18 protein-coding genes and 4 tRNA genes are annotated in these 17842 nt (G+C 58.4%); 7 read left to right on the forward strand and 15 right to left on the reverse strand.

The window, feature by feature from the left end:
- Window positions 1-6: 6 nt before the first annotated feature.
- The 6 genes from flgE to HBJ59_RS12575 all read right to left on the reverse strand — a co-directional run bounded on the left by flgE (window position 7) and on the right by HBJ59_RS12575 (window position 5022).
- Window positions 7-1329: a flagellar hook protein FlgE gene (gene flgE / locus HBJ59_RS12550; RefSeq protein ID WP_076015036.1), complete on the reverse strand. Its 1323-nt coding sequence runs from the start codon at window positions 1327-1329 to the stop codon at window positions 7-9.
- 31 nt (window positions 1330-1360) lie between these two features.
- A complete protein-coding gene (flgD, locus tag HBJ59_RS12555; protein WP_076015035.1) occupies window positions 1361-2089 on the reverse strand; it encodes a flagellar hook assembly protein FlgD in 729 nt (242 codons plus the stop codon).
- Between the two features lie 16 nt (window positions 2090-2105).
- Complete coding sequence (gene flgC, locus HBJ59_RS12560; protein WP_003214244.1) at window positions 2106-2558, reverse strand: flagellar basal body rod protein FlgC; 453 nt, start codon at window positions 2556-2558, stop codon at window positions 2106-2108.
- 3 nt (window positions 2559-2561) lie between these two features.
- Window positions 2562-2969, reverse strand: coding sequence for a flagellar basal body rod protein FlgB (gene flgB, locus HBJ59_RS12565; protein ID WP_003214246.1), 408 nt, complete (start codon window positions 2967-2969; stop codon window positions 2562-2564).
- Between the two features lie 249 nt (window positions 2970-3218).
- Window positions 3219-4046 carry a protein-glutamate O-methyltransferase CheR gene (cheR, locus tag HBJ59_RS12570; protein WP_010165768.1) on the reverse strand — a complete coding sequence of 276 codons (828 nt, stop codon included), beginning with the start codon at window positions 4044-4046 and terminating at the stop codon, window positions 3219-3221.
- A 43-nt stretch (window positions 4047-4089) separates the two neighbouring features.
- Entirely contained in the window at window positions 4090-5022 is a 933-nt protein-coding gene (locus HBJ59_RS12575; protein ID WP_003214250.1) for a chemotaxis protein CheV, read from the reverse strand.
- Window positions 5023-5102: 80 nt separating this feature from the next.
- On the opposite strand from HBJ59_RS12575, the gene flgA reads away from it, so the two are divergent.
- From flgA to HBJ59_RS12595, 4 genes are all read left to right on the forward strand, one after another.
- Window positions 5103-5867: a flagellar basal body P-ring formation chaperone FlgA gene (gene flgA / locus HBJ59_RS12580; RefSeq protein WP_076015034.1), complete on the forward strand. Its 765-nt coding sequence runs from the start codon at window positions 5103-5105 to the stop codon at window positions 5865-5867.
- A gap of 141 nt (window positions 5868-6008) precedes the next feature.
- Window positions 6009-6332 (forward strand): flagellar biosynthesis anti-sigma factor FlgM, encoded by a 324-nt coding sequence (flgM, locus tag HBJ59_RS12585; protein WP_003214254.1) that lies wholly within the window; start codon window positions 6009-6011, stop codon window positions 6330-6332.
- Window positions 6333-6380: 48 nt separating this feature from the next.
- Complete coding sequence (flgN, locus tag HBJ59_RS12590; RefSeq protein WP_076015033.1) at window positions 6381-6848, forward strand: flagellar protein FlgN; 468 nt, start codon at window positions 6381-6383, stop codon at window positions 6846-6848.
- Window positions 6849-6943: 95 nt separating this feature from the next.
- Window positions 6944-7693 carry a flagellar brake protein gene (locus tag HBJ59_RS12595; RefSeq protein WP_167663713.1) on the forward strand — a complete coding sequence of 250 codons (750 nt, stop codon included), beginning with the start codon at window positions 6944-6946 and terminating at the stop codon, window positions 7691-7693.
- A 60-nt stretch (window positions 7694-7753) separates the two neighbouring features.
- On the opposite strand, the gene HBJ59_RS12600 is transcribed toward HBJ59_RS12595, so the two are convergent.
- Together HBJ59_RS12600 and HBJ59_RS12605 are read right to left on the reverse strand one after the other, a co-directional pair.
- Window positions 7754-9136 (reverse strand): MFS transporter, encoded by a 1383-nt coding sequence (locus tag HBJ59_RS12600; RefSeq protein WP_076015031.1) that lies wholly within the window; start codon window positions 9134-9136, stop codon window positions 7754-7756.
- A 341-nt stretch (window positions 9137-9477) separates the two neighbouring features.
- A tRNA-Arg gene (locus HBJ59_RS12605) sits at window positions 9478-9554 on the reverse strand.
- A gap of 337 nt (window positions 9555-9891) precedes the next feature.
- Here HBJ59_RS12605 and HBJ59_RS12610 point away from each other — a divergent pair.
- From HBJ59_RS12610 to HBJ59_RS12620, 3 genes are all read left to right on the forward strand, one after another.
- Window positions 9892-10119: a hypothetical protein gene (locus HBJ59_RS12610; protein ID WP_167663952.1), complete on the forward strand. Its 228-nt coding sequence runs from the start codon at window positions 9892-9894 to the stop codon at window positions 10117-10119.
- Between the two features lie 20 nt (window positions 10120-10139).
- Window positions 10140-10319: a PA3371 family protein gene (locus HBJ59_RS12615; RefSeq protein WP_167663714.1), complete on the forward strand. Its 180-nt coding sequence runs from the start codon at window positions 10140-10142 to the stop codon at window positions 10317-10319.
- A gap of 435 nt (window positions 10320-10754) precedes the next feature.
- Window positions 10755-11081: an Arc family DNA-binding protein gene (locus HBJ59_RS12620; RefSeq protein WP_003175643.1), complete on the forward strand. Its 327-nt coding sequence runs from the start codon at window positions 10755-10757 to the stop codon at window positions 11079-11081.
- A 103-nt stretch (window positions 11082-11184) separates the two neighbouring features.
- On the opposite strand, the gene mgtE is transcribed toward HBJ59_RS12620, so the two are convergent.
- From mgtE to alaS, 7 genes are all read right to left on the reverse strand, one after another.
- Window positions 11185-12627, reverse strand: coding sequence for a magnesium transporter (gene mgtE, locus HBJ59_RS12625; protein ID WP_076015027.1), 1443 nt, complete (start codon window positions 12625-12627; stop codon window positions 11185-11187).
- Between the two features lie 339 nt (window positions 12628-12966).
- Window positions 12967-13043, reverse strand: a tRNA-Arg gene (locus tag HBJ59_RS12630).
- 72 nt (window positions 13044-13115) lie between these two features.
- Window positions 13116-13192 (reverse strand) — tRNA-Arg (locus tag HBJ59_RS12635).
- Between the two features lie 108 nt (window positions 13193-13300).
- Window positions 13301-13391 (reverse strand) — tRNA-Ser (locus HBJ59_RS12640).
- A 62-nt stretch (window positions 13392-13453) separates the two neighbouring features.
- Window positions 13454-13642 carry a carbon storage regulator CsrA gene (csrA, locus tag HBJ59_RS12645; protein ID WP_002554426.1) on the reverse strand — a complete coding sequence of 63 codons (189 nt, stop codon included), beginning with the start codon at window positions 13640-13642 and terminating at the stop codon, window positions 13454-13456.
- A 186-nt stretch (window positions 13643-13828) separates the two neighbouring features.
- On the reverse strand, window positions 13829-15070 hold the full coding sequence (locus HBJ59_RS12650) for an aspartate kinase (protein ID WP_076015026.1): 1242 nt from the start codon (window positions 15068-15070) through the stop codon (window positions 13829-13831).
- 95 nt (window positions 15071-15165) lie between these two features.
- Window positions 15166-17784, reverse strand: a complete 2619-nt coding sequence (alaS, locus tag HBJ59_RS12655; RefSeq protein ID WP_167663715.1) for an alanine--tRNA ligase — start codon at window positions 17782-17784, stop codon at window positions 15166-15168.
- Between the last annotated feature and the right edge of the window lie 58 nt (window positions 17785-17842).

Raw genomic sequence — 17842 nt, forward strand, 5'->3', positions numbered from 1 at the left:
ACAGCATCAGGTCATCTGGATGATGGTCTGCATGATGGTGCTCTGGGTGGAGATGGTCTTGGCGTTCGCCTGATAGTTGCTCTGGGCCTTGATCAGGTCCACCAGCTCGTTGGTCAGGTTGACGTTGGAGTTCTCCAGGGAGTTGGCCACGATCGAACCCAGGGTACCGACTTGCGGGGTATCAAAACCCGGCTGGCCCGACGCGAAGGTTTCTTTCCAGGTGGTGCCGCCGGCTGGCTGCAGGCCCTGCTCGTTGTTGAAGCTGGCCAAGGAAATCTGGCCGATGGCCTTGCTCTGCTGGTTGCTGAAAGTAGCGAACAGTACGCCGCTGCCGTCGATTTTCAGCCCGGTAATTTGACCGGTGGCGTAACCGTCGGTGGTTGGCGGGTTGCGGTAGGTAGCCGAGTTGAACTGGGTGATGTTCGCCATGTTGACGGCCACGCCGTCCGTGTTGGCGGCCGCGCCGTTAGACGTCCAGACACCATTGACCAGGCCACCCGGCTTCCAGTCGGAAATGGTCAGGGTGGTGTTCGAAGCGGTGGCTGGCGGGGTGATGATGCCCGAGAGCTTGCCGGCGGTGTCAAACGACAGCGTCGAGGCAACAGGCGCCTTCACGTCGGTACCGGTGCCACTGATCGGCGAACCGTCAGGGTTGCGCCCATCGATCAGGGTGTAGGACTTCCAGGTGTTGGAGTCCGTCTTCACCAGGTACTGCACCATCGGATGCGCGTTGCCCTGCGTATCGTAGAGCGTGGTGGAGTATTGAGTGGTGAAGGTCTCCGACTTGGTCGGATCAAACGGGGTCTTGGTCTGGTCGATCACCGGCGAGGACGAGTTCAGGTTACTGGTGGAGTCCACCTTGCTCGAAGCCTTCGGCGGCAGGTACGACAGGTTGAGCTGAAGGTCGGTCAAGCCGCCCTTCTGGATGTTGCCATCGGCGTCCGCCGCGTAGCCTTGCAGGCGCGAGGTGCCGGTGTTGTTGGTGATGTAGCCGTCCTTGTCGGCACGGAAGGCACCGTTACGGGTGTACTCCAGCGAACCGTCGCTGCCCTTCTGCACGAAGAAGCCGCCGCCCTGGATCGCCATGTCCAGCGTGCCGCCACTGTTGTTGACGTCACCCTGGGTGAACTGCTGGGACACGGCTGCCAGGTTCACACCGTTGCCGATGCTGTTCTGGCCGGTGCCCAGCTTGGACGCCGCGTAGATATCCGAGAATTCGGCACGGGACGACTTGAAGCCGGTGGTCGCGACGTTGGCAATGTTGTTACCGGTCACGTCCAGTTGTTTGTTGGCCGCATAGAGGCCGCTAAGGCCGATATTAAAAGACATTGTTCTCTCCTTTTGCCGTATCTAGCCGGCTCTATGTACCGATAGTCTGAATTTGCGACAGCTTGATGCTGCCCATGCCGCCCGCCAGGTTGAGCAGCATTTCGCCGCCGGTCTGGCTCAGGGTCACACTGGTCACCGTTGCCGGCAGCGAGGTGAGCAAGGCAACCGAGTCGCCCTTGTCATTCTTGGTGGTGGCATTGAAGGTGTAGGTGCCGGCTGGCGCCGTCTCGCCCGCATCGTTCTTGCCGTCCCAGACAAAGCTGGAATTGCCGGCGCTCTGGGCACCCATGTCGAGGGTGCGAACGACGTTGCCGTCCTTGTCGGTAATCTTGACCGAGACGTTGCCCGTCGCCGCCGTCACTGCCACGGAGCCGGTCATGCTCTTGCTGGTGTCGACCATGGACTTGTCGGTCTGGGTGATCACCGAGCGACCCACCAGCGACGAAGCCTGCAGTGCCTGCGAGGAGCTGAAGTTGCTGGAAATCGCATTCACCGAGTCGTTCAGGGTGTTGATGCCTTCCAGGCTGCTGAACTGTGCCAGCTGTGCCACGAACGCGCCGTTGTCCTGGGGCGACAGCGGGTTCTGGTTTTTCAGTTGGGTGACCAGCAGTTGCAGGAACGCGTCCTTGCCCAACGACTGGTTACCCGTCGCCGACTTGGCTGCGTCGCCGACGCTGCTGTTATCTGTCGCAGTCTTGACCTTGGAGTTGAAAAGGTCCTGGACCGCCGTGTTCGTCGAACTGGTATCAACAATGGCCATTATTTGGCGCCCCTTATCACTGACCCAGGGTCAGGACCTTCTGCATCATGGTTTTGGCGGTGTTCATCATTTCCGCGTTGGTCTGGAACGAGCGGCTGGCGGAGATCATGTCTGCCATTTCCTCGACCACGTTGACGTTGGGGTAGTACACGTACCCTTTTTCGTTCGCGGCAGGGTGGTTCGGTTCGTAGCGGGCTTCGAGGTTGCTTTGGTCTTCGACTACACCAAGCACCTGCACGCCCTGGCCTGCGGCATCCTGGTTCTGGAACAGCGAATCGCCGCTACCGCTCTGGCCGCCCTGGCCGCCCTGGAACATGGTGGCGAACACCGGGTGCCGGGCACGGTAGGTCTGGTCAATGCTCGAAGACACGGTCTCCGCGTTGGCGATGTTACTGGCGACGGTGTTGAGGCGCGTGGTCTGGGCGCTCATGCCACTACCGGCAATATTGAAAACACTGGCGAGGGACATGGCTTATTCTCCACGCAGGGCTGACATCAGCCCTTTGAATTTGCTGTTGAGCAGGGTGAAGCTGGCCTGGAAGTTCACCGAGTTCTCGGCGTAGGCCGATTGCTCCAGTTGGGCGTCCACGGTGTTCTGGTCGATCGACGGTTGCATCGGCGTGCGATACAGCAGCGACTCGTCACCATTGCCCAGGCCTTGCGCTTCGATATGACGGCTGTTGGTCATGTTCAAGGCGAAGGTGCCGTTCTTGGTCTTGTCTTGCTGTGCGGCGAGCACGGCAGAGAAGTCCAGGTCCCGAGCCTTGTAGTTCGGGGTGTCGGCGTTGGCGATGTTGTTAGCCAGGACTTCGGCACGCTGGGCGCGGAAGCCCAGGGCTTGTTCGTGGATACCGAGCGCTTTATCGAAGCTGATGCTCATGGCGGAAACCTTTAGGGGCTGACCTGCTTTTCGTAACAGGGTTATAGCAATCGGCATGCCAATTCTTTTGAGGGCCGTATTACAAGGGTTTGCGGGGCAATTGCCGGCGGCAATGCCAGAAAAGCGGCAAAGGGTTTCCGCGAAACGCCAGTAAAGCGGCAATGAGGGTTTGCCGCTTTGCGGCCAAAAAAAAAGGGAGGCCTGTGCAGGCCTCCCTTTTTTGTTCAAGCATTTTTGCTCAAGCATTCATCACTTGGCCTGGTAAATGATCCCAGGACTGCACTGCACCATCTGGTAATGATCCGGCAAACCGTTCAGCGCCTCGGAAGCGCCAAGGAACAGATAACCACCGCGCTTGAGGGTGCCGTGGATGCGCAACAGAATGTCTTTCTTCACCTCGGCCGAGAAGTAGATCAACACATTGCGGCAAAACACCATATCGAACTTGCCCAAGCTGGCGTAGCTGTCCAGCAGGTTGAACGAGCGAAACTCGACCCGGCTCTTGATCGGAGCCTTGACTGCCCAACGCCCCGCGCCTTTGGGATCGAAGAAACGCTGCAAGCGCTCCGGGGACAACCCGCGCCCCAGTGCCAGGCTGTCGTACTCGCCGGTCTTGCAGTTGGTGAGCATGGTGCCGGACAAGTCCGTGGCCACAATTTGCGCCCCGGCCTTCAACTGGCCCATGTTGGTCCGCTCGAACTCATCGATGGACATCGAGATCGAATACGGTTCCTGCCCCGACGAACAGGCGGCCGACCAGATGCGCAGGCGCTGGCCCGGTGCGGCCTTGATCGCCTCAGGCAGCACCTTGTTCTTGAGCACTTCAAACGGATAGGTATCGCGAAACCACAAGGTTTCGTTGGTGGTCATGGCATCGACCACCATCTCCTTGAGCCCGCTGCGCGGCTGGCCCTGGATCCGTTGCACCAACTCCCCGAGGGACTTGATGCCCTGCTGCTCCATCAGTTTGTTGAGACGGCTGGATACCAGGTACTGCTTGTTTTCACCGAGCAATATGCCACAGGCTTTTTCCAGGAAGACCCGGAACTGTTCGAAATCCAAATTACCCGTAGACAATGATACCGCCTCTTAAATCGTGTGACCGCCAGGGAAAAGGCCCCTAGCCGTGATCTGCTGCCTTGATCCGGTCGACTACCCGGGATGCCAGGTCATCAGGGCGGAATTTGGCCAGGAAGTCATCGGCACCGACCTTCTTGACCATCGCCTGATTGAATACACCCGACAACGAAGTATGCAGGATGATATGTAATTTTTGCATGCGTGGGTCGTTGCGTATCTCGGCCGTGAGGGTGTAGCCGTCCATTTCCGGCATCTCGATGTCGGAGATCATCATCAGGAATTCTTCTTCCGGCTTCTTGCCCTCGTCCACCAGCTTGCGCAGGTAATCCAGGGCCTGGCGACCGTCATTGAGCGCCACCACTTCAACGCCAACCGTCTGCAGGCAACGGGACACCTGTTTGCGCGCCACCGAGGAGTCATCCACCGTCAGCACCCGCAGCGAGATCGCCTTGTGCGCGGTTTCGGCGTCTACCACACCCACCGAAATCGCCTCCGAGGTCGGAGCCACTTCGGCGAGGATTTTCTCCACGTCGATGATTTCCACCAACTGGTTGTCGACCCGCGTCACCGCCGTGAGGTAGTGATCGCGACCGGTGCCCTTGGGCGGCGGATGGATCTCTTCCCAGTTCATGTTGACGATGCGCTCCACCGAGCGCACCAGGAAACCCTGGGTCTTGGTGTTGTACTCGGTGATGATCACAAACGGGCTCTCGCGGTCCTGCAACCCCGCCGAACCGGTGGCCATGGCCAGGTCAAGAATCGGGATGGTTGCGCCACGAATGTTGGCCACACCGCAAACCACCGGGCTGGACTTGGGCATTATTGTCAGCTTGGGACACTGCAGCACTTCCCGAACCTTGAAGACGTTAATCCCGTACAACTGCTTGCCGTCCAGACGGAACAGCAGCAACTCCAGGCGATTCTGCCCCACCAGCTGTGTGCGCTGGTTTACTGAATCCATTACACCGGCCATGCCCAGACTCCTACGCTAAAACTTAGGGGTACGACGCGTACCCAACACTAAACGGCACGAGCTTTGCTTTTTTATTGGCCATGGACATCAAAACGACAGTTTCCCGACGCCCCCGATCCCCACAGTACCGCAGATTGCTCTGCGCCTCGATGGCGTTGCTTGCCTTGGCTATGGGCCAGCCGGCCCGCGCCGATAACGTCACCTTGCCTGATCTACTTATCGGCGTCACTCAAGGCTTTCTTGAGTTCACTGTAGAAGATTATCTGGCGACGACGCAGACACCGGGCCGCTATGAAATCCAGGTCAACCAGTTGGATCCGCGCCTGCGCATGCCCATGTGCGACAAGGAATTGACAGCCTCCCTTGAGAGCCCCGCCCAACCCATCGGGCGCGTGACCGTGAAGGTGCGCTGCGAAGGCGCCTCGCCCTGGACGGTGTTTGTACCGGCCCAGGTCAAATTGTTTCGCGACGTCGTGGTGGTGACCCGCCCGCTGAAACGCACCGGAATCATTGGTTATGAGGACGTTGCGATGCGCGAACGGGACATCAGCCAGATCAATCAGGGCTACCTCACGTCCCTGGACCAGGCACTCGGGCAAAAACTTACCCGACCAATGGTTGCCGACCAAGTGATTACCCTGGTTCATCTTGAGCAGGCCGAAGTGGTGCGCAAAGGTGACCAGGTGGTGATCTCCGCCAGCAGCGGCGGCCTGAATGTAAAAATGCCGGGGGAAGCCCTGTCCAATGGCGGCATGAGTGAGCAGATTCGCGTGAAGAACCTCAACTCCAACCGCGTGATCAAGGCCCGGGTGACGGCACCGGGGCAAGTTGAGGTAGCTTTATAGATCACTGGCATCGGACGCCGGCTTTTCCTACACTGTGCGCAAAGCGGTATCGCGTATAGGTTTATTGTCAATCGAGCCTAAAGTTTGTCCGGGTATGGCCGAAAACATGGCAAGCGTCCAAATACCCAGAGGTTTTTTAACATGGTCATCGATTTCAGTCGTTTGAATAACGCCCTGCCAACGCCCGGATCTTCGCGCACCAACGGTGCCAAAGACAGCGTTGAAGCCAAGTCCCAGCCTCTGCCTGCCAAGACAGAACAGGCCGGTGCCAGCCAAAGCGGGGAATCGGTACACCTGAGCAATGAGGCTCAACAGTTGCAGAAGGTCACTGACTCGCTGAGCGATCAACCGGTTGTCAACAAAGCCCGCGTGGCCGAATTGAAGCAGGCGATTGCGGATGGCAGCTATAAGGTCGACAGCAACCGTGTAGCCAGCAAGCTGCTTAACTTCGAAGCCGAGCGCTAGGCAAAGGCCTGCGCCAGGCTTTTGGACGCTTAAACCCCAAGGCCAGCCATGCACGACGAAAACTTGCTACAACTGATCATTGAAGACCTGCCTCCTGCACAGCAGTTGCTGGAGCTACTTCGGGAAGAGTCCCTGGCCCTGTTCGGCCGGGACATGCGCATGCTGGAAGAAATCCTGGCGCGCAAGCAGTCGCTGATCGTCCTGCTGGAACAGCACGGCAAGAAGCGCAGCCAGATTCTCCTCAGCCTGGGCCTCTCGGCCGACCACAAGGGCCTGGAGCAACTCGCCAGCCACTCCACGGTGGGCGACCAGTTGCTGGCCCAAAGCAAAGAACTCAACCAGTTGCTGACCCTGTGCCAGGAAACCAACATTCTCAACGGCCAGGCGATCCAGCTTCAGCAAGCCACCACCGCCAATCAGTTGCGTATCCTCCACGGCGGCGAGCCTCCGGCCCTCTACAACGCTCAAGGCTCTACCTCACGCCTGGCCAAGCCAAGCACCCGCAGCCAAGCCTGAAACCAGCTTAAGCGCGCCCTATCCAAGGCGTGTCACATGCTGGCAAAATGAAAGCACTTGCGTGTAGTCGTATTTTGTCTGGAGATGGAAGAACCGTGTTCAACGCCCCTAACGCGGAAGATGCTCCGCAGCCACCCAAGGTACTCACCACGCCGCTGGAAATCGCTGGCACCTTGCGGATGCTGCAAGAGAGCCATGATCCGCTGATCATCACCTTCCACGAACGCAACCAGCGCTTTCAAAGCTACCTGGTGGAAATCGACCGGGACAGCAAGACGCTGGCCCTGGACGAAATGATCCCGCGGGACGGCGAACGCTACCTAGAGAATGGCGAAGCTTTCCGTATCGAAGGTTTTCACGATGGCGTGCGGGTGGCCTGGGAAAGCAACGGCACCCTGACCACCGACGAAGCTGGCGGCCACCGCATTTACCGCGGCAGCATGCCCGACGAAGTAATTTACCATCAGCGTCGCAATGCCTTCCGCGCCGCCCTGAAGCTGGCGCAACTGGTCGGCGTGGAACTGGGTGGCGACAAACTCAAGGCCCCTATCAGCGGCAAGTTGCTGGATATTTCCGCCACTGGCTGCAAATTGCGGTTCGAAGGGGACATCTCCGAACGCCTGCAACTGGGCCAGGTCTACGACCGCTTCATCGCCGCCCTGCCCTTTGGCAGCATGACCACCTCGGTGGAACTGCGTTACCTGCACTTCGAAGAAAGGATCAACACCACCTTCGCTGGCGTACGCTTTCACAACATGAGCGGGCTGGTGCAGCGTCAGGTCGAGCGGTTTGTGTACCAACTGCAGCGTGAAGCGCGCCGCTTCGACAAGGACGATGATCTTTAAACACTAAAGGTCGCGATAAAAAAGCGGGCAGTTCCTCAAGGGAACTGCCCGTTTTTGTTTTCAGGGACGCGCCCTGCTCAGGTCGTGGGGGTGATCATCCGGGTCCGGATGCTCCGGGGGCTCGGTAACCGGTGATGGCTCCTCCACCTCAGGATCGACTTCAGGCTCAGGGTCTGGAACGGCAGTCTGCATCTGGTCCTGCACCACCTGCTCATCCACACGCGGGTCGAGGCACGCCACCAGCGGCGAGCTGGACATGCTGTCGGGCATCGCTACGTGATGCAGCGGTGCATCGTCCACCTGATGCAGGTTGGTGACTGCCTTGGGCCGAATGCGCCAAACCAGGATCAACGCACACAGGCTGAAAAACGCATACAGCATGTGGCTGCCGAACAGCTTCATCACCACACCCGCCAACAACGGCCCGATACTGGCACCGACACCGTAGGTCACCAGCAACATCGCCGTGAGCGACACCCGGCGATCGCCCTCGACGTGGTCGTTGGAAAACGCCACGGCCAGCGGGTACAGGCAGAACTGCACCAGGGAACAGAGAAAGCCCGCAACAAACAGCACTTCCAACGGCACCTGGGTCATGATCGCCAACGGCAACGCGGCCACCGCCAGGCACAAGGCAAAGCAGCGAATCAACAGCGCGCGGTCATATCGATCGGACAACCAGCCCAACGGCCACTGCACCAGCAGCCCGGCGAAAATACAGCTACCCATGAACAGACCGACCTGCTCGGTGGTCAGCCCCTGCTGGGACGCGTAAAGCGGCGCCAAACCGTAGAACGAACCCACGATCAGCCCGGCACCCAACACCGTACTGAGGGATTGCGGCACCCGCTTGATAAAGAAGCGCGGCTCCATCGGCGCCGGATGCAGCGGTGCCGGGTGAATACGGCGAGTCATGGCCACCGGCACCAGGCACAGCGCAAAACACAGCGCGACCAGCATCAGCAACTCAAGGCCCAACTCAGGGTGCATCACAAGGATCAGTTGGCCCAGCACCAGGCCGAGGTACGAAGCAATCATATAGCCGCTGAACACCGCACCGCGCTGCTTGGCTTCAGCCTGCTCGTTAAGCCAGCTCTCGATGACCATGTACTGGCACATCATGCCCAGGCCGACAATCATCCGCAGCACAATCCAGGCTGGCAGCCAGTTGATCAGCCCGTGGCCCAACACCGCCGCGCCGACGATCCCGGCGCAGGTGGCGTAGGCCCGGATATGCCCGACGCGGCCAATCAGGCGGTGACCGATCTTGCCCCCCAAGACCAGGCCAAAATAGTTGGCGGCCATCAACGCACCCACCCACAGGCTGTCGACGTGATCTGCCGCCAGGCGCAAGGCCAGGTAAGTACTGAGCAGGCCGGAGCCGATCAGCATCATCAGGGAAGCAAAATAAAGGGCTCGAAAAGGTTTCCAGATCTGGCGCATCGGCGTTCCGAGCGGCTCCTTGCAATGGGGTTCAGGGCTATCGGAATGATAGTCCCGGGTCGTTGGGTCCGGACAGCCAAAACACGCGGTTGCCGGGGAATATTTTGCTCATGCCAATTGGCTACGTGTCAGACGCTCGACAGTGACCTGCGAGGTACACGATGCCGACGAATACTTGCGCCGCCTCGCCCTTGCCTCCCGTGTGAACCTCAAACGCGGGCAAGGTTCGGTTGGTGTTTGAAAAGACTGGAGACCATAGGGCCCAGGCACAAAAAAGCCCCGCCAGATAAATCTGATCGGGGCTTTCTGAAGTTCGGGCCGCTTGGGCAGGAACGATTATGTGGTGTCCCAGGGCCGGTTCGAACGGCCAACCTTCCCCTTAGGAGGGGGATGCTCTATCCAATTGAGCTACTGGGACTAATGACAGCCAGCCGGCCAAGAGCACGGCGACGGACGGCGTGCATGTTAACGGCGCGGGTCAATTTTGTCATGTCGTCCGTGGGCTTTTTAAGTGTAGGCCTATGCCCGCGACACCCAGTCGCATTCCAGGCAATGATTGCGGGCAATTCGCAACCGTCGTGCAAAATGCACTACCCCAAAATGCCATCATTGCAAATTGCAACATCACGACAACCCGGACCATATATAACTGTATGATTTTAAAGGATTTAATATCAAATAAAGACTGGCACGGCGCCTGCAATCCTTTATCCTACAAATACAGTCCGGCCCAGCCATCTGCGGAGAACATGCCCATGAACAGCGCACTTCTACTAGCCCTCAATACCGTTGCTCTGGCTGCGCTGGTGATGTTCCATTTTCAACCTACAACCACTGATGATGCCGCGCAGGTCAGCCAGGCGATTCCCCATCACCTCCAGCAGCGCCCTCAGCTGGCCGTCATGAAGCCGAACATGCAATCACCGCTGCAACTGACCCAGGGCACTCAGGCCGCCCCTTCGACTGAACACTGGGTTTTCTGAACCGCTTACCGGAGTATTCCATGACCAAGTCCGCCTGGTTGTTTCTAACCCTGACCCTGGCCGCCGCCGGCCTCGGCTTGAACGTATTGTCGCAAGACGTACAGACCGTCTCATTCGTTGCCGCCGGCGTGTTCGGCAGCCTGTGGGTACTGGCAATCATCATTGGTCGCCGCATCAAATTCGATCCCGTATTGCGCTGAATCCCTCCGCTCGTCGTCCTCTTGCAAATAGCAGCCACCCTCAGGCTCACCCGTCCGAACAACTGACCATATGTCGCTCCGCCCTCGTAAATTGGCAATTTGCCACTAATCTTAAAGTTAAGGGCAAAAGGCCATATTGCTATAGGATGTGCGCCCGAAAAGCCTTTTGCGCCCAGGGCCTGCGGCCTCAACACCCTTTGGGTGCGTCCGTGGAAAAGTTTTCCAACCAGTTCGCAAATTTTGAAATGAGTACTGGCATAAAGCCGGTAGCCGGTTCAATATTTGTCACAGAATTGACGCCAAGGAACTGGCAAATCTGAGGCATGATGCGGCCTCTTTGCAATTCAGGTTGAACATTTGGCAGCAAGCCTTGTCCTAACATGCATCTTGCGGCCAATTCCAAAAACCGCTCCCCTGAACTAACCGGTTAAATATATGCGCCCATTGAAACAGGCAATTTATTCCAGCCGTACGGCTGACAAGTTCGTCGTACGTCTGCCAGACGGAATGCGGGAACGCATTGCCGAGGTGGCTCGCAATCATCACCGCAGCATGAACTCCGAAATCATCGCACGCCTGGAACAAAGCCTGATTCAGGAAGGTGCGCTGGGCGACGAGCTGAGCATGCGCCTGGACAGCCCCGAGCTGTCACTGCACGAACGCGAACTGCTGCAGCGTTTTCGTCAGCTCTCCCACCGTCAGCAAAATGCTCTCGTCTCGCTTATCGCTCACGACGTTGAGGCAGCTGCAGAAGCCAACTGATTGGCAACCGAAAGCTGAAAGCCAGCCATGGGCTGGCTTTTTTTTGCCTGGGATTTGGTAAAGAAGGATCAGGGGGCAAAAGCCCCCTGGCCTATAGAAGGGATCAAAGCAGGAAGATGGTTGCCAGGCCAAGGAAGATGAAGAAGCCGCCACTGTCAGTCATGGCCGTGATCATGACACTAGCGCCCATGGCCGGGTCGCGCCCAAGGCGTACCAGGGTCATTGGAATCAGAACCCCCATCAAGGCCGCCAACAGCAGGTTAAGCGTCATCGCCGCGGTCATGACCACGCCGAGCGACCAACTGCCATACAGCAGGTACGCCACGATGCCAATGACACCACCCCACACCACGCCGTTGATCAGCGCGACCGCAAGCTCCTTGCGCATCAAACGCTTACCATGGCCGGTACCCACCTGATCCAGCGCCATGGCACGCACGATCATGGTGATGGTCTGGTTACCCGAGTTACCGCCAATCCCGGCCACGATCGGCATCAGCGCCGCCAGGGCCACCAGCTTCTCGATGGAGCCTTCAAACAGGCCAATAACCCTTGATGCAATAAACGCGGTAATCAAATTGACCGCCAGCCAGGCCCAGCGGTTACGCAGGGACTTCCAGACTGACGCAAAAATATCTTCTTCTTCCCGCAGACCGGCCATGTTGAGGACTTCGCTTTCGCTCTCCTCACGAATCAGGTCGACCATTTCATCGATAGTCAGACGGCCGATCAGCTTGCCGTTCTTGTCGACCACCGGGGCCGAGATCAAGTCATAACGCTCGAACGCCTGGGCGGCGTCGTAAGCGTCTTCGTCGGGATGGAAACTCACCGGATCACTGGCCATGACGTCCGCGACTTTCTTGTCCGGGTCATTGACCAGCAGGCGCTTGATCGGCAGCACGCCCTTGAGAATGCCTTCGTTATCGACCACGAACAGTTTGTCGGTGTGGCCCGGCAGCTCCTTGAGGCGGCGCAGATAACGCAGAACCACTTCCAGGCTGACGTCTTCGCGGATGGTGACCATCTCGAAGTCCATCAGTGCACCGACCTGCTCCTCGTCGTAGGACAACGCCGAACGCACGCGCTCACGCTGTTGAGCGTCGAGGGTTTCCATCAGCTCATGAACGACGTCTCGCGGCAGCTCGGAAGCCAGGTCAGCGAGTTCGTCGGCATCCATGTCCTTGGCGGCAGCCAGGAGCTCGTGATCGTCCATGTCGGCGATCAGGGTTTCACGGACCGAGTCGGATACTTCGAGGAGGATGTCGCCGTCGCGGTCAGCCTTGACCAACTGCCACAGAGTCAGACGGTCATTAAGCGGCAAGGCTTCGAGGATGTAGGCGACGTCGGCAGAGTGCAGGTCATCGAGCTTGCGTTGCAGCTCGACAAGGTTTTGCCGGTGGACCAGGTTCTCGACCCGGTCGTGATTCGCGCCTTCCTGGCGATGCGTCAGGTCTTCGACCACGCGCTGGCGCTGCAGCAGCTCGACGACTTGAGCCAGGCGATCCTGCAGGCTTTCTTGTGTTTTCTTTACTTCAACTTCGGTCATAGGCGAACTCCACTCCCAGCAGCAGGGCACGCCGGAAGGATCAATCAGTCAATTCATGATTGGTAAAACGGGGTACTGAGTAGCTACTGGGTAAGTCCATGGAAGTGTTCCACAAGCCCCGGCGGGGCTGACGGGCGCAATGATACACCGGGCGGCCGCTTTTAACGTCAAAAAACTGGAAAGAACAAGCGCTTGCGACACAAAGCTGAGCATTGGCCACACATATGAACCGCGACGACGCAGCTCAAAAGGAAAACACATGGGCGGGAGAAAAAGACGCCGCGGGAAATAAAAACCCCAGACGGCAAAAAGCCCGCACTTGGCGGGCTTTTTGTTGTTTGGTGCACTCGACAGGATTCGAACCTGTGACCGCTCGGTTCGTAGCCGAGTACTCTATCCAGCTGAGCTACGAGTGCAGATTGTGTTTTTAGACCAGATCACAACTGGTTGAAGCCAAGTTACCTGCATTGCTGCAACTAACTCTTAAATGGTGCACTCGACAGGATTCGAACCTGTGACCGCTCGGTTCGTAGCCGAGTACTCTATCCAGCTGAGCTACGAGTGCATTTGTTGCCGCGCATTATAGGCCGTTCAATCTCTATGTAAAGCTATTTTTTCGTTTAGTTTCAACAACTTAGCGAAAAAACCAGATTGCAACGTACTAAGCAAATAATGGCGGAGAACGGGGGATTCGAACCCCCGACACCCTTTTGAGGTGTACTCCCTTAGCAGGGGAGCGCCTTCGGCCACTCGGCCAGCTCTCCGCAACACGGGGCGTATATTAACCAGCTTCATCCCCGTTTGCAAACATAAAAAACGATAAAAATTAATGGCTTGGTTCTTCGTCCTTCTCTTTCTTGATCCGCAGGTAGATTTCCTCGCGGTGGACAGCCACCTCTTTCGGAGCGTTAACCCCAATACGCACTTGATTGCCTTTAACGCCGAGCACGGTCACGGTGATTTCGCCATCACCAATAATCAGGCTTTCTGCGCATCGACGAGTCAGAATCAGCATACCTTTCTCCTCACGCATTTCATTTCGGGAACAACAGTCTGCAAAAAAAAGGCATTCGACCTACAACCAAATGGTCATAGCCCTACCTGCCTAAGTATTGTCGAGCCCAGGTAAAAGAACAGGTCTTCACCACGCGCCCGACAAAAAAATGAAAGGCGCGGATAACCGCGCCTTCCTGGCAACGCATCACTCGCCCTGTCGGGCCGGAGCGTCCAGCTCAAAAGCGGTATGCAGTGCGCGTACAGCCAGTTCCAGGTACTTCTCTTCGATCACCACCGACACCTTGATTTCCGACGTGGAGATCATCTGGATGTTGATGCTTTCCTTGGCCAGGGCTTCGAACATGCGGCTGGCAACGCCCGCATGGGAACGCATGCCCACGCCCACGATCGACACCTTGGCAATCTTGGTATCGCCGACCACTTCACGGGCGCCGATTTCCTTCGCGGTGTTCTGCAGGATCCGCTCCGCCGCATCGTACTCGTTGCGGTGCACGGTGAAGGTGAAATCGGTGGTGTTATCGTGCGAAACGTTCTGCACGATCATGTCGACTTCGATGTTCGCGCCACTGATAGGGCCCAGAATCTTGAAGGCCACGCCCGGGGTGTCTGGCACGCCACGGATAGTCAGCTTGGCTTCATCACGGTTGAAAGCGATACCGGAAATGATCGGCTGTTCCATGGATTCCTCTTCATCAATAGTAATGAGGGTGCCCGGACCCTCCTTGAAGCTGTGCAGTACGCGCAGCGGAACGTTGTACTTGCCGGCGAACTCAACGGCACGGATCTGCAACACCTTGGAACCGAGGCTGGCCATTTCCAGCATCTCTTCGAAGGTGATCTTGTCCAGGCGCTGAGCCACGGGCACAACCCGCGGGTCGGTGGTGTAGACGCCATCCACATCGGTGTAGATCTGGCACTCGTCAGCCTTCAGGGCTGCCGCCAGGGCCACGCCGGTGGTGTCGGAACCGCCACGACCCAAGGTGGTGATGTTGCCGTGTTCGTCGACGCCCTGGAAACCGGCGACAACCACTACACGACCGGCCTTCAGGTCAGCGCGAATCTTCTGATCATCAATCTGCAGGATGCGTGCTTTAGTGTGCGCGCTATCCGTAAGAATGCGGACCTGGTTGCCAGTGTAGGACACCGCCGGCACACCACGCTTGTTCAGCGCCATGGCCAGCAACGCGATGGTCACCTGCTCACCGGTGGAAATGATCACGTCCAGCTCACGGGGAACCGGTTGCTGATCGCCACTGATTTGCTTGGCCAGATCGATCAGGCGATTGGTCTCGCCGCTCATGGCCGACAGCACCACCACCAGGTCATCGCCGGCATCGCGGAATTTCTTAACCTTGTCGGCGACCTGCTCGATTCTTTCGACAGAGCCGACCGAGGTGCCTCCAAATTTCTGTACGATCAAAGCCATTTCTAAGCCGCCTCAGCCCGTAAAGGGGCGCCTGTTATTCAATCAACCAGCACTGACTGAGCCCGCGACTAGACCACGGGCTCATTAACAGCGTCTTAAATACCTGCCTCGACAAACGGCACGGTCAGGGCCAGGGCCGCGTCCAGGGCGCCGGCGTCAACACCACCGCCTTGCGCCATGTCCGGACGACCACCGCCCTTCCCGCCCACTGCCGCGGCGGCTTGCTTCATCAAATCACCGGCCTTGAGTTGGCCAGTCAGGTCTTTGGTTACACCGGCAACCAGAACGACCTTCTCCTCATGGACACTGCCGAGCAGGATCACTGCGCGGCCGAGCTTGTTCTTCAACTGATCGACCAAGGCCAACAGCGCCTTGCCGTCCTGACCGTCCAGGCGCACGGCCAGCACTTTCACACCCTTGACGTCCAGGGCGGAAGCCGACAAATCGTCGCCCGCCGCGCTGGCCGCCTTGGCCTGCAACTGCTCCAGCTGTTTCTCCAGCTGACGGTTGCGCTCCAGTACGCCGGAGAGCTTGTCGATCAGGTTGTCGCGACTGCCCTTGACCAGGCCGGCCGCTTCCTTGAGTTGTTCTTCTGCCGCATTGAGGTAGGCCAGGGCCGCAGCGCCGGTGATCGCTTCAATACGACGCACGCCGGAAGCCACACCGCCTTCGCTGATGATCTTCAGCAGGCCGATGTCGCCGGTACGGCTGGCGTGGATACCGCCACACAGCTCAACCGAGAAGCTGCCGCCCATGCTCAGTACGCGCACTTCGTCGCCGTACTTCTCGCCAAACAGCGCCATGGCGCCTTTTTTCTTGGCGGTCTCGATGTCGGTTTCTTCGGTTTCCACCGGGGTGTTCTTGCGAATCTCGGCGTTGACGATGTCTTCCAGGGCCTTCAACTGCTCAGGCTTGATCGCCTCGAAATGACTGAAGTCAAAACGCAGGCGCTGGCTATCCACCAACGAACCCTTCTGCTGCACATGCTCACCCAACACCTGACGCAACGCGGCGTGCAGCAAGTGAGTGGCCGAGTGATTCAAAGCAGTTGCATGCCGTACGTCGGCATCCACTTGAGTGTCCACCGGCGCGCCGACGGTCAGGTTACCCAGCACCAGCACGCCGTGATGCAGGAACGCACCGCCGGTCTTGGTGGTGTCGCGCACTTCAAAACGACCGGAAGTCGAGCTCAGGAAACCGCAGTCACCGACCTGGCCGCCGGACTCAGCGTAGAACGGGGTCTGATCCAGGACTACAACGCCCTCGTCACCTTCGTTCAGCACGTCGACCGACTTGCCGTCCTTATAGATAGCCACGATCTTGGCCGAGCCAACGGTGGCTTCATAACCAATGAACGAAGTCGCTACATCAACCTTTACCAAGGTGTTGTAGTCCAGGCCAAAGGAGCTGGCGGAACGGGCACGTACACGCTGGGCTTCCATCTCACGCTCAAACCCGGCTTCGTCGATGGTCAGCTCGCGTTCGCGGGCGATGTCGGCGGTCAGGTCCATCGGGAAACCGTAGGTGTCGTACAGCTTGAACACCACATCGCCCGGCACCACGGTGCCTTTAAGCTCGGCCAGGTCCTGCTCGAGGATCTTCAGGCCGTGCTCCAGGGTCTTGGAGAACTGCTCTTCTTCAGCCTTGAGCACGCGCTCGATGTTGGCTTGCTGCTGCTTGAGTTCCGGGAAGGCTTCGCCCATCTCGGCTACCAGCGCGGCAACGATCTTGTAGAAGAAGCTGCCGGTAGCGCCCAGCTTGTTACCGTGGCGGCAGGCGCGACGGATGATGCGGCGCAGCACGTAGCCACGGCCTTCGTTCGACGGCAATACACCGTCGGCGATCAGGAAACCGCAGGAACGGATGTGGTCCGATACAACCTTGAGCGACGACTGATTGTCGTTGGCACAACCAATGGCCGCGGCCGAAGCGCTCAGCAGGTTGGTGAACAGGTCGATCTCGTAGTTGGAGTGAACGTGCTGCATCACCGCACTGATCCGCTCCAGGCCCATGCCGGTGTCCACCGACGGCGCTGGCAACGGATGCAACACGCCATCGGCGGTGCGGTTGAACTGCATGAACACGTTGTTCCAGATTTCGATGTAGCGGTCGCCGTCTTCTTCCGGCGAGCCCGGTGGGCCACCCCAGATGTCGGCGCCGTGATCGTAGAAAATCTCGGTGCAAGGGCCGCACGGGCCGGTGTCGCCCATGGTCCAGAAGTTGTCGGAGGCGTAAGGCGCGCCCTTGTTGTCGCCGATGCGAATCATGCGCTCGGCCGGCACCCCGATTTGCTGGGTCCAGATGTCGTAGGCTTCGTCATCGGTGGCGTAGACGGTCACCCAGAGTTTTTCCTTCGGCAGCTTCAGCACGCCGGTCAGGAAGGTCCAGGCGAAGGTGATCGCATCTTTCTTGAAATAGTCGCCGAAGCTGAAGTTACCCAGCATCTCGAAGAATGTGTGGTGGCGGGCGGTGTAGCCCACGTTTTCCAGGTCGCTGTTCTTGCCGCCGGCGCGTACGCACTTCTGGCTGCTGGTGGCGCGGGTGTAGGCGCGCTTTTCCTGGCCCAGGAAGCAGTCCTTGAACTGGTTCATCCCCGCGTTAGTGAACAGCAGGGTTGGGTCATTGCCTGGGATCAAGGAGCTGGAGGCGACACGGGTGTGACCTTGCTCTTCGAAGAAGCGAAGGAAGGCTTCACGGATTTCTGCGCTTTTCATTAGGTTCTTCCACGGAGGCTGCGGCCAAAGGCCAGTGCTAAACGTCATCAGACGGAGC

It is taken from the genome of Pseudomonas sp. AN3A02, assembly GCF_011765255.1.
Taxonomy (GTDB): domain Bacteria; phylum Pseudomonadota; class Gammaproteobacteria; order Pseudomonadales; family Pseudomonadaceae; genus Aquipseudomonas.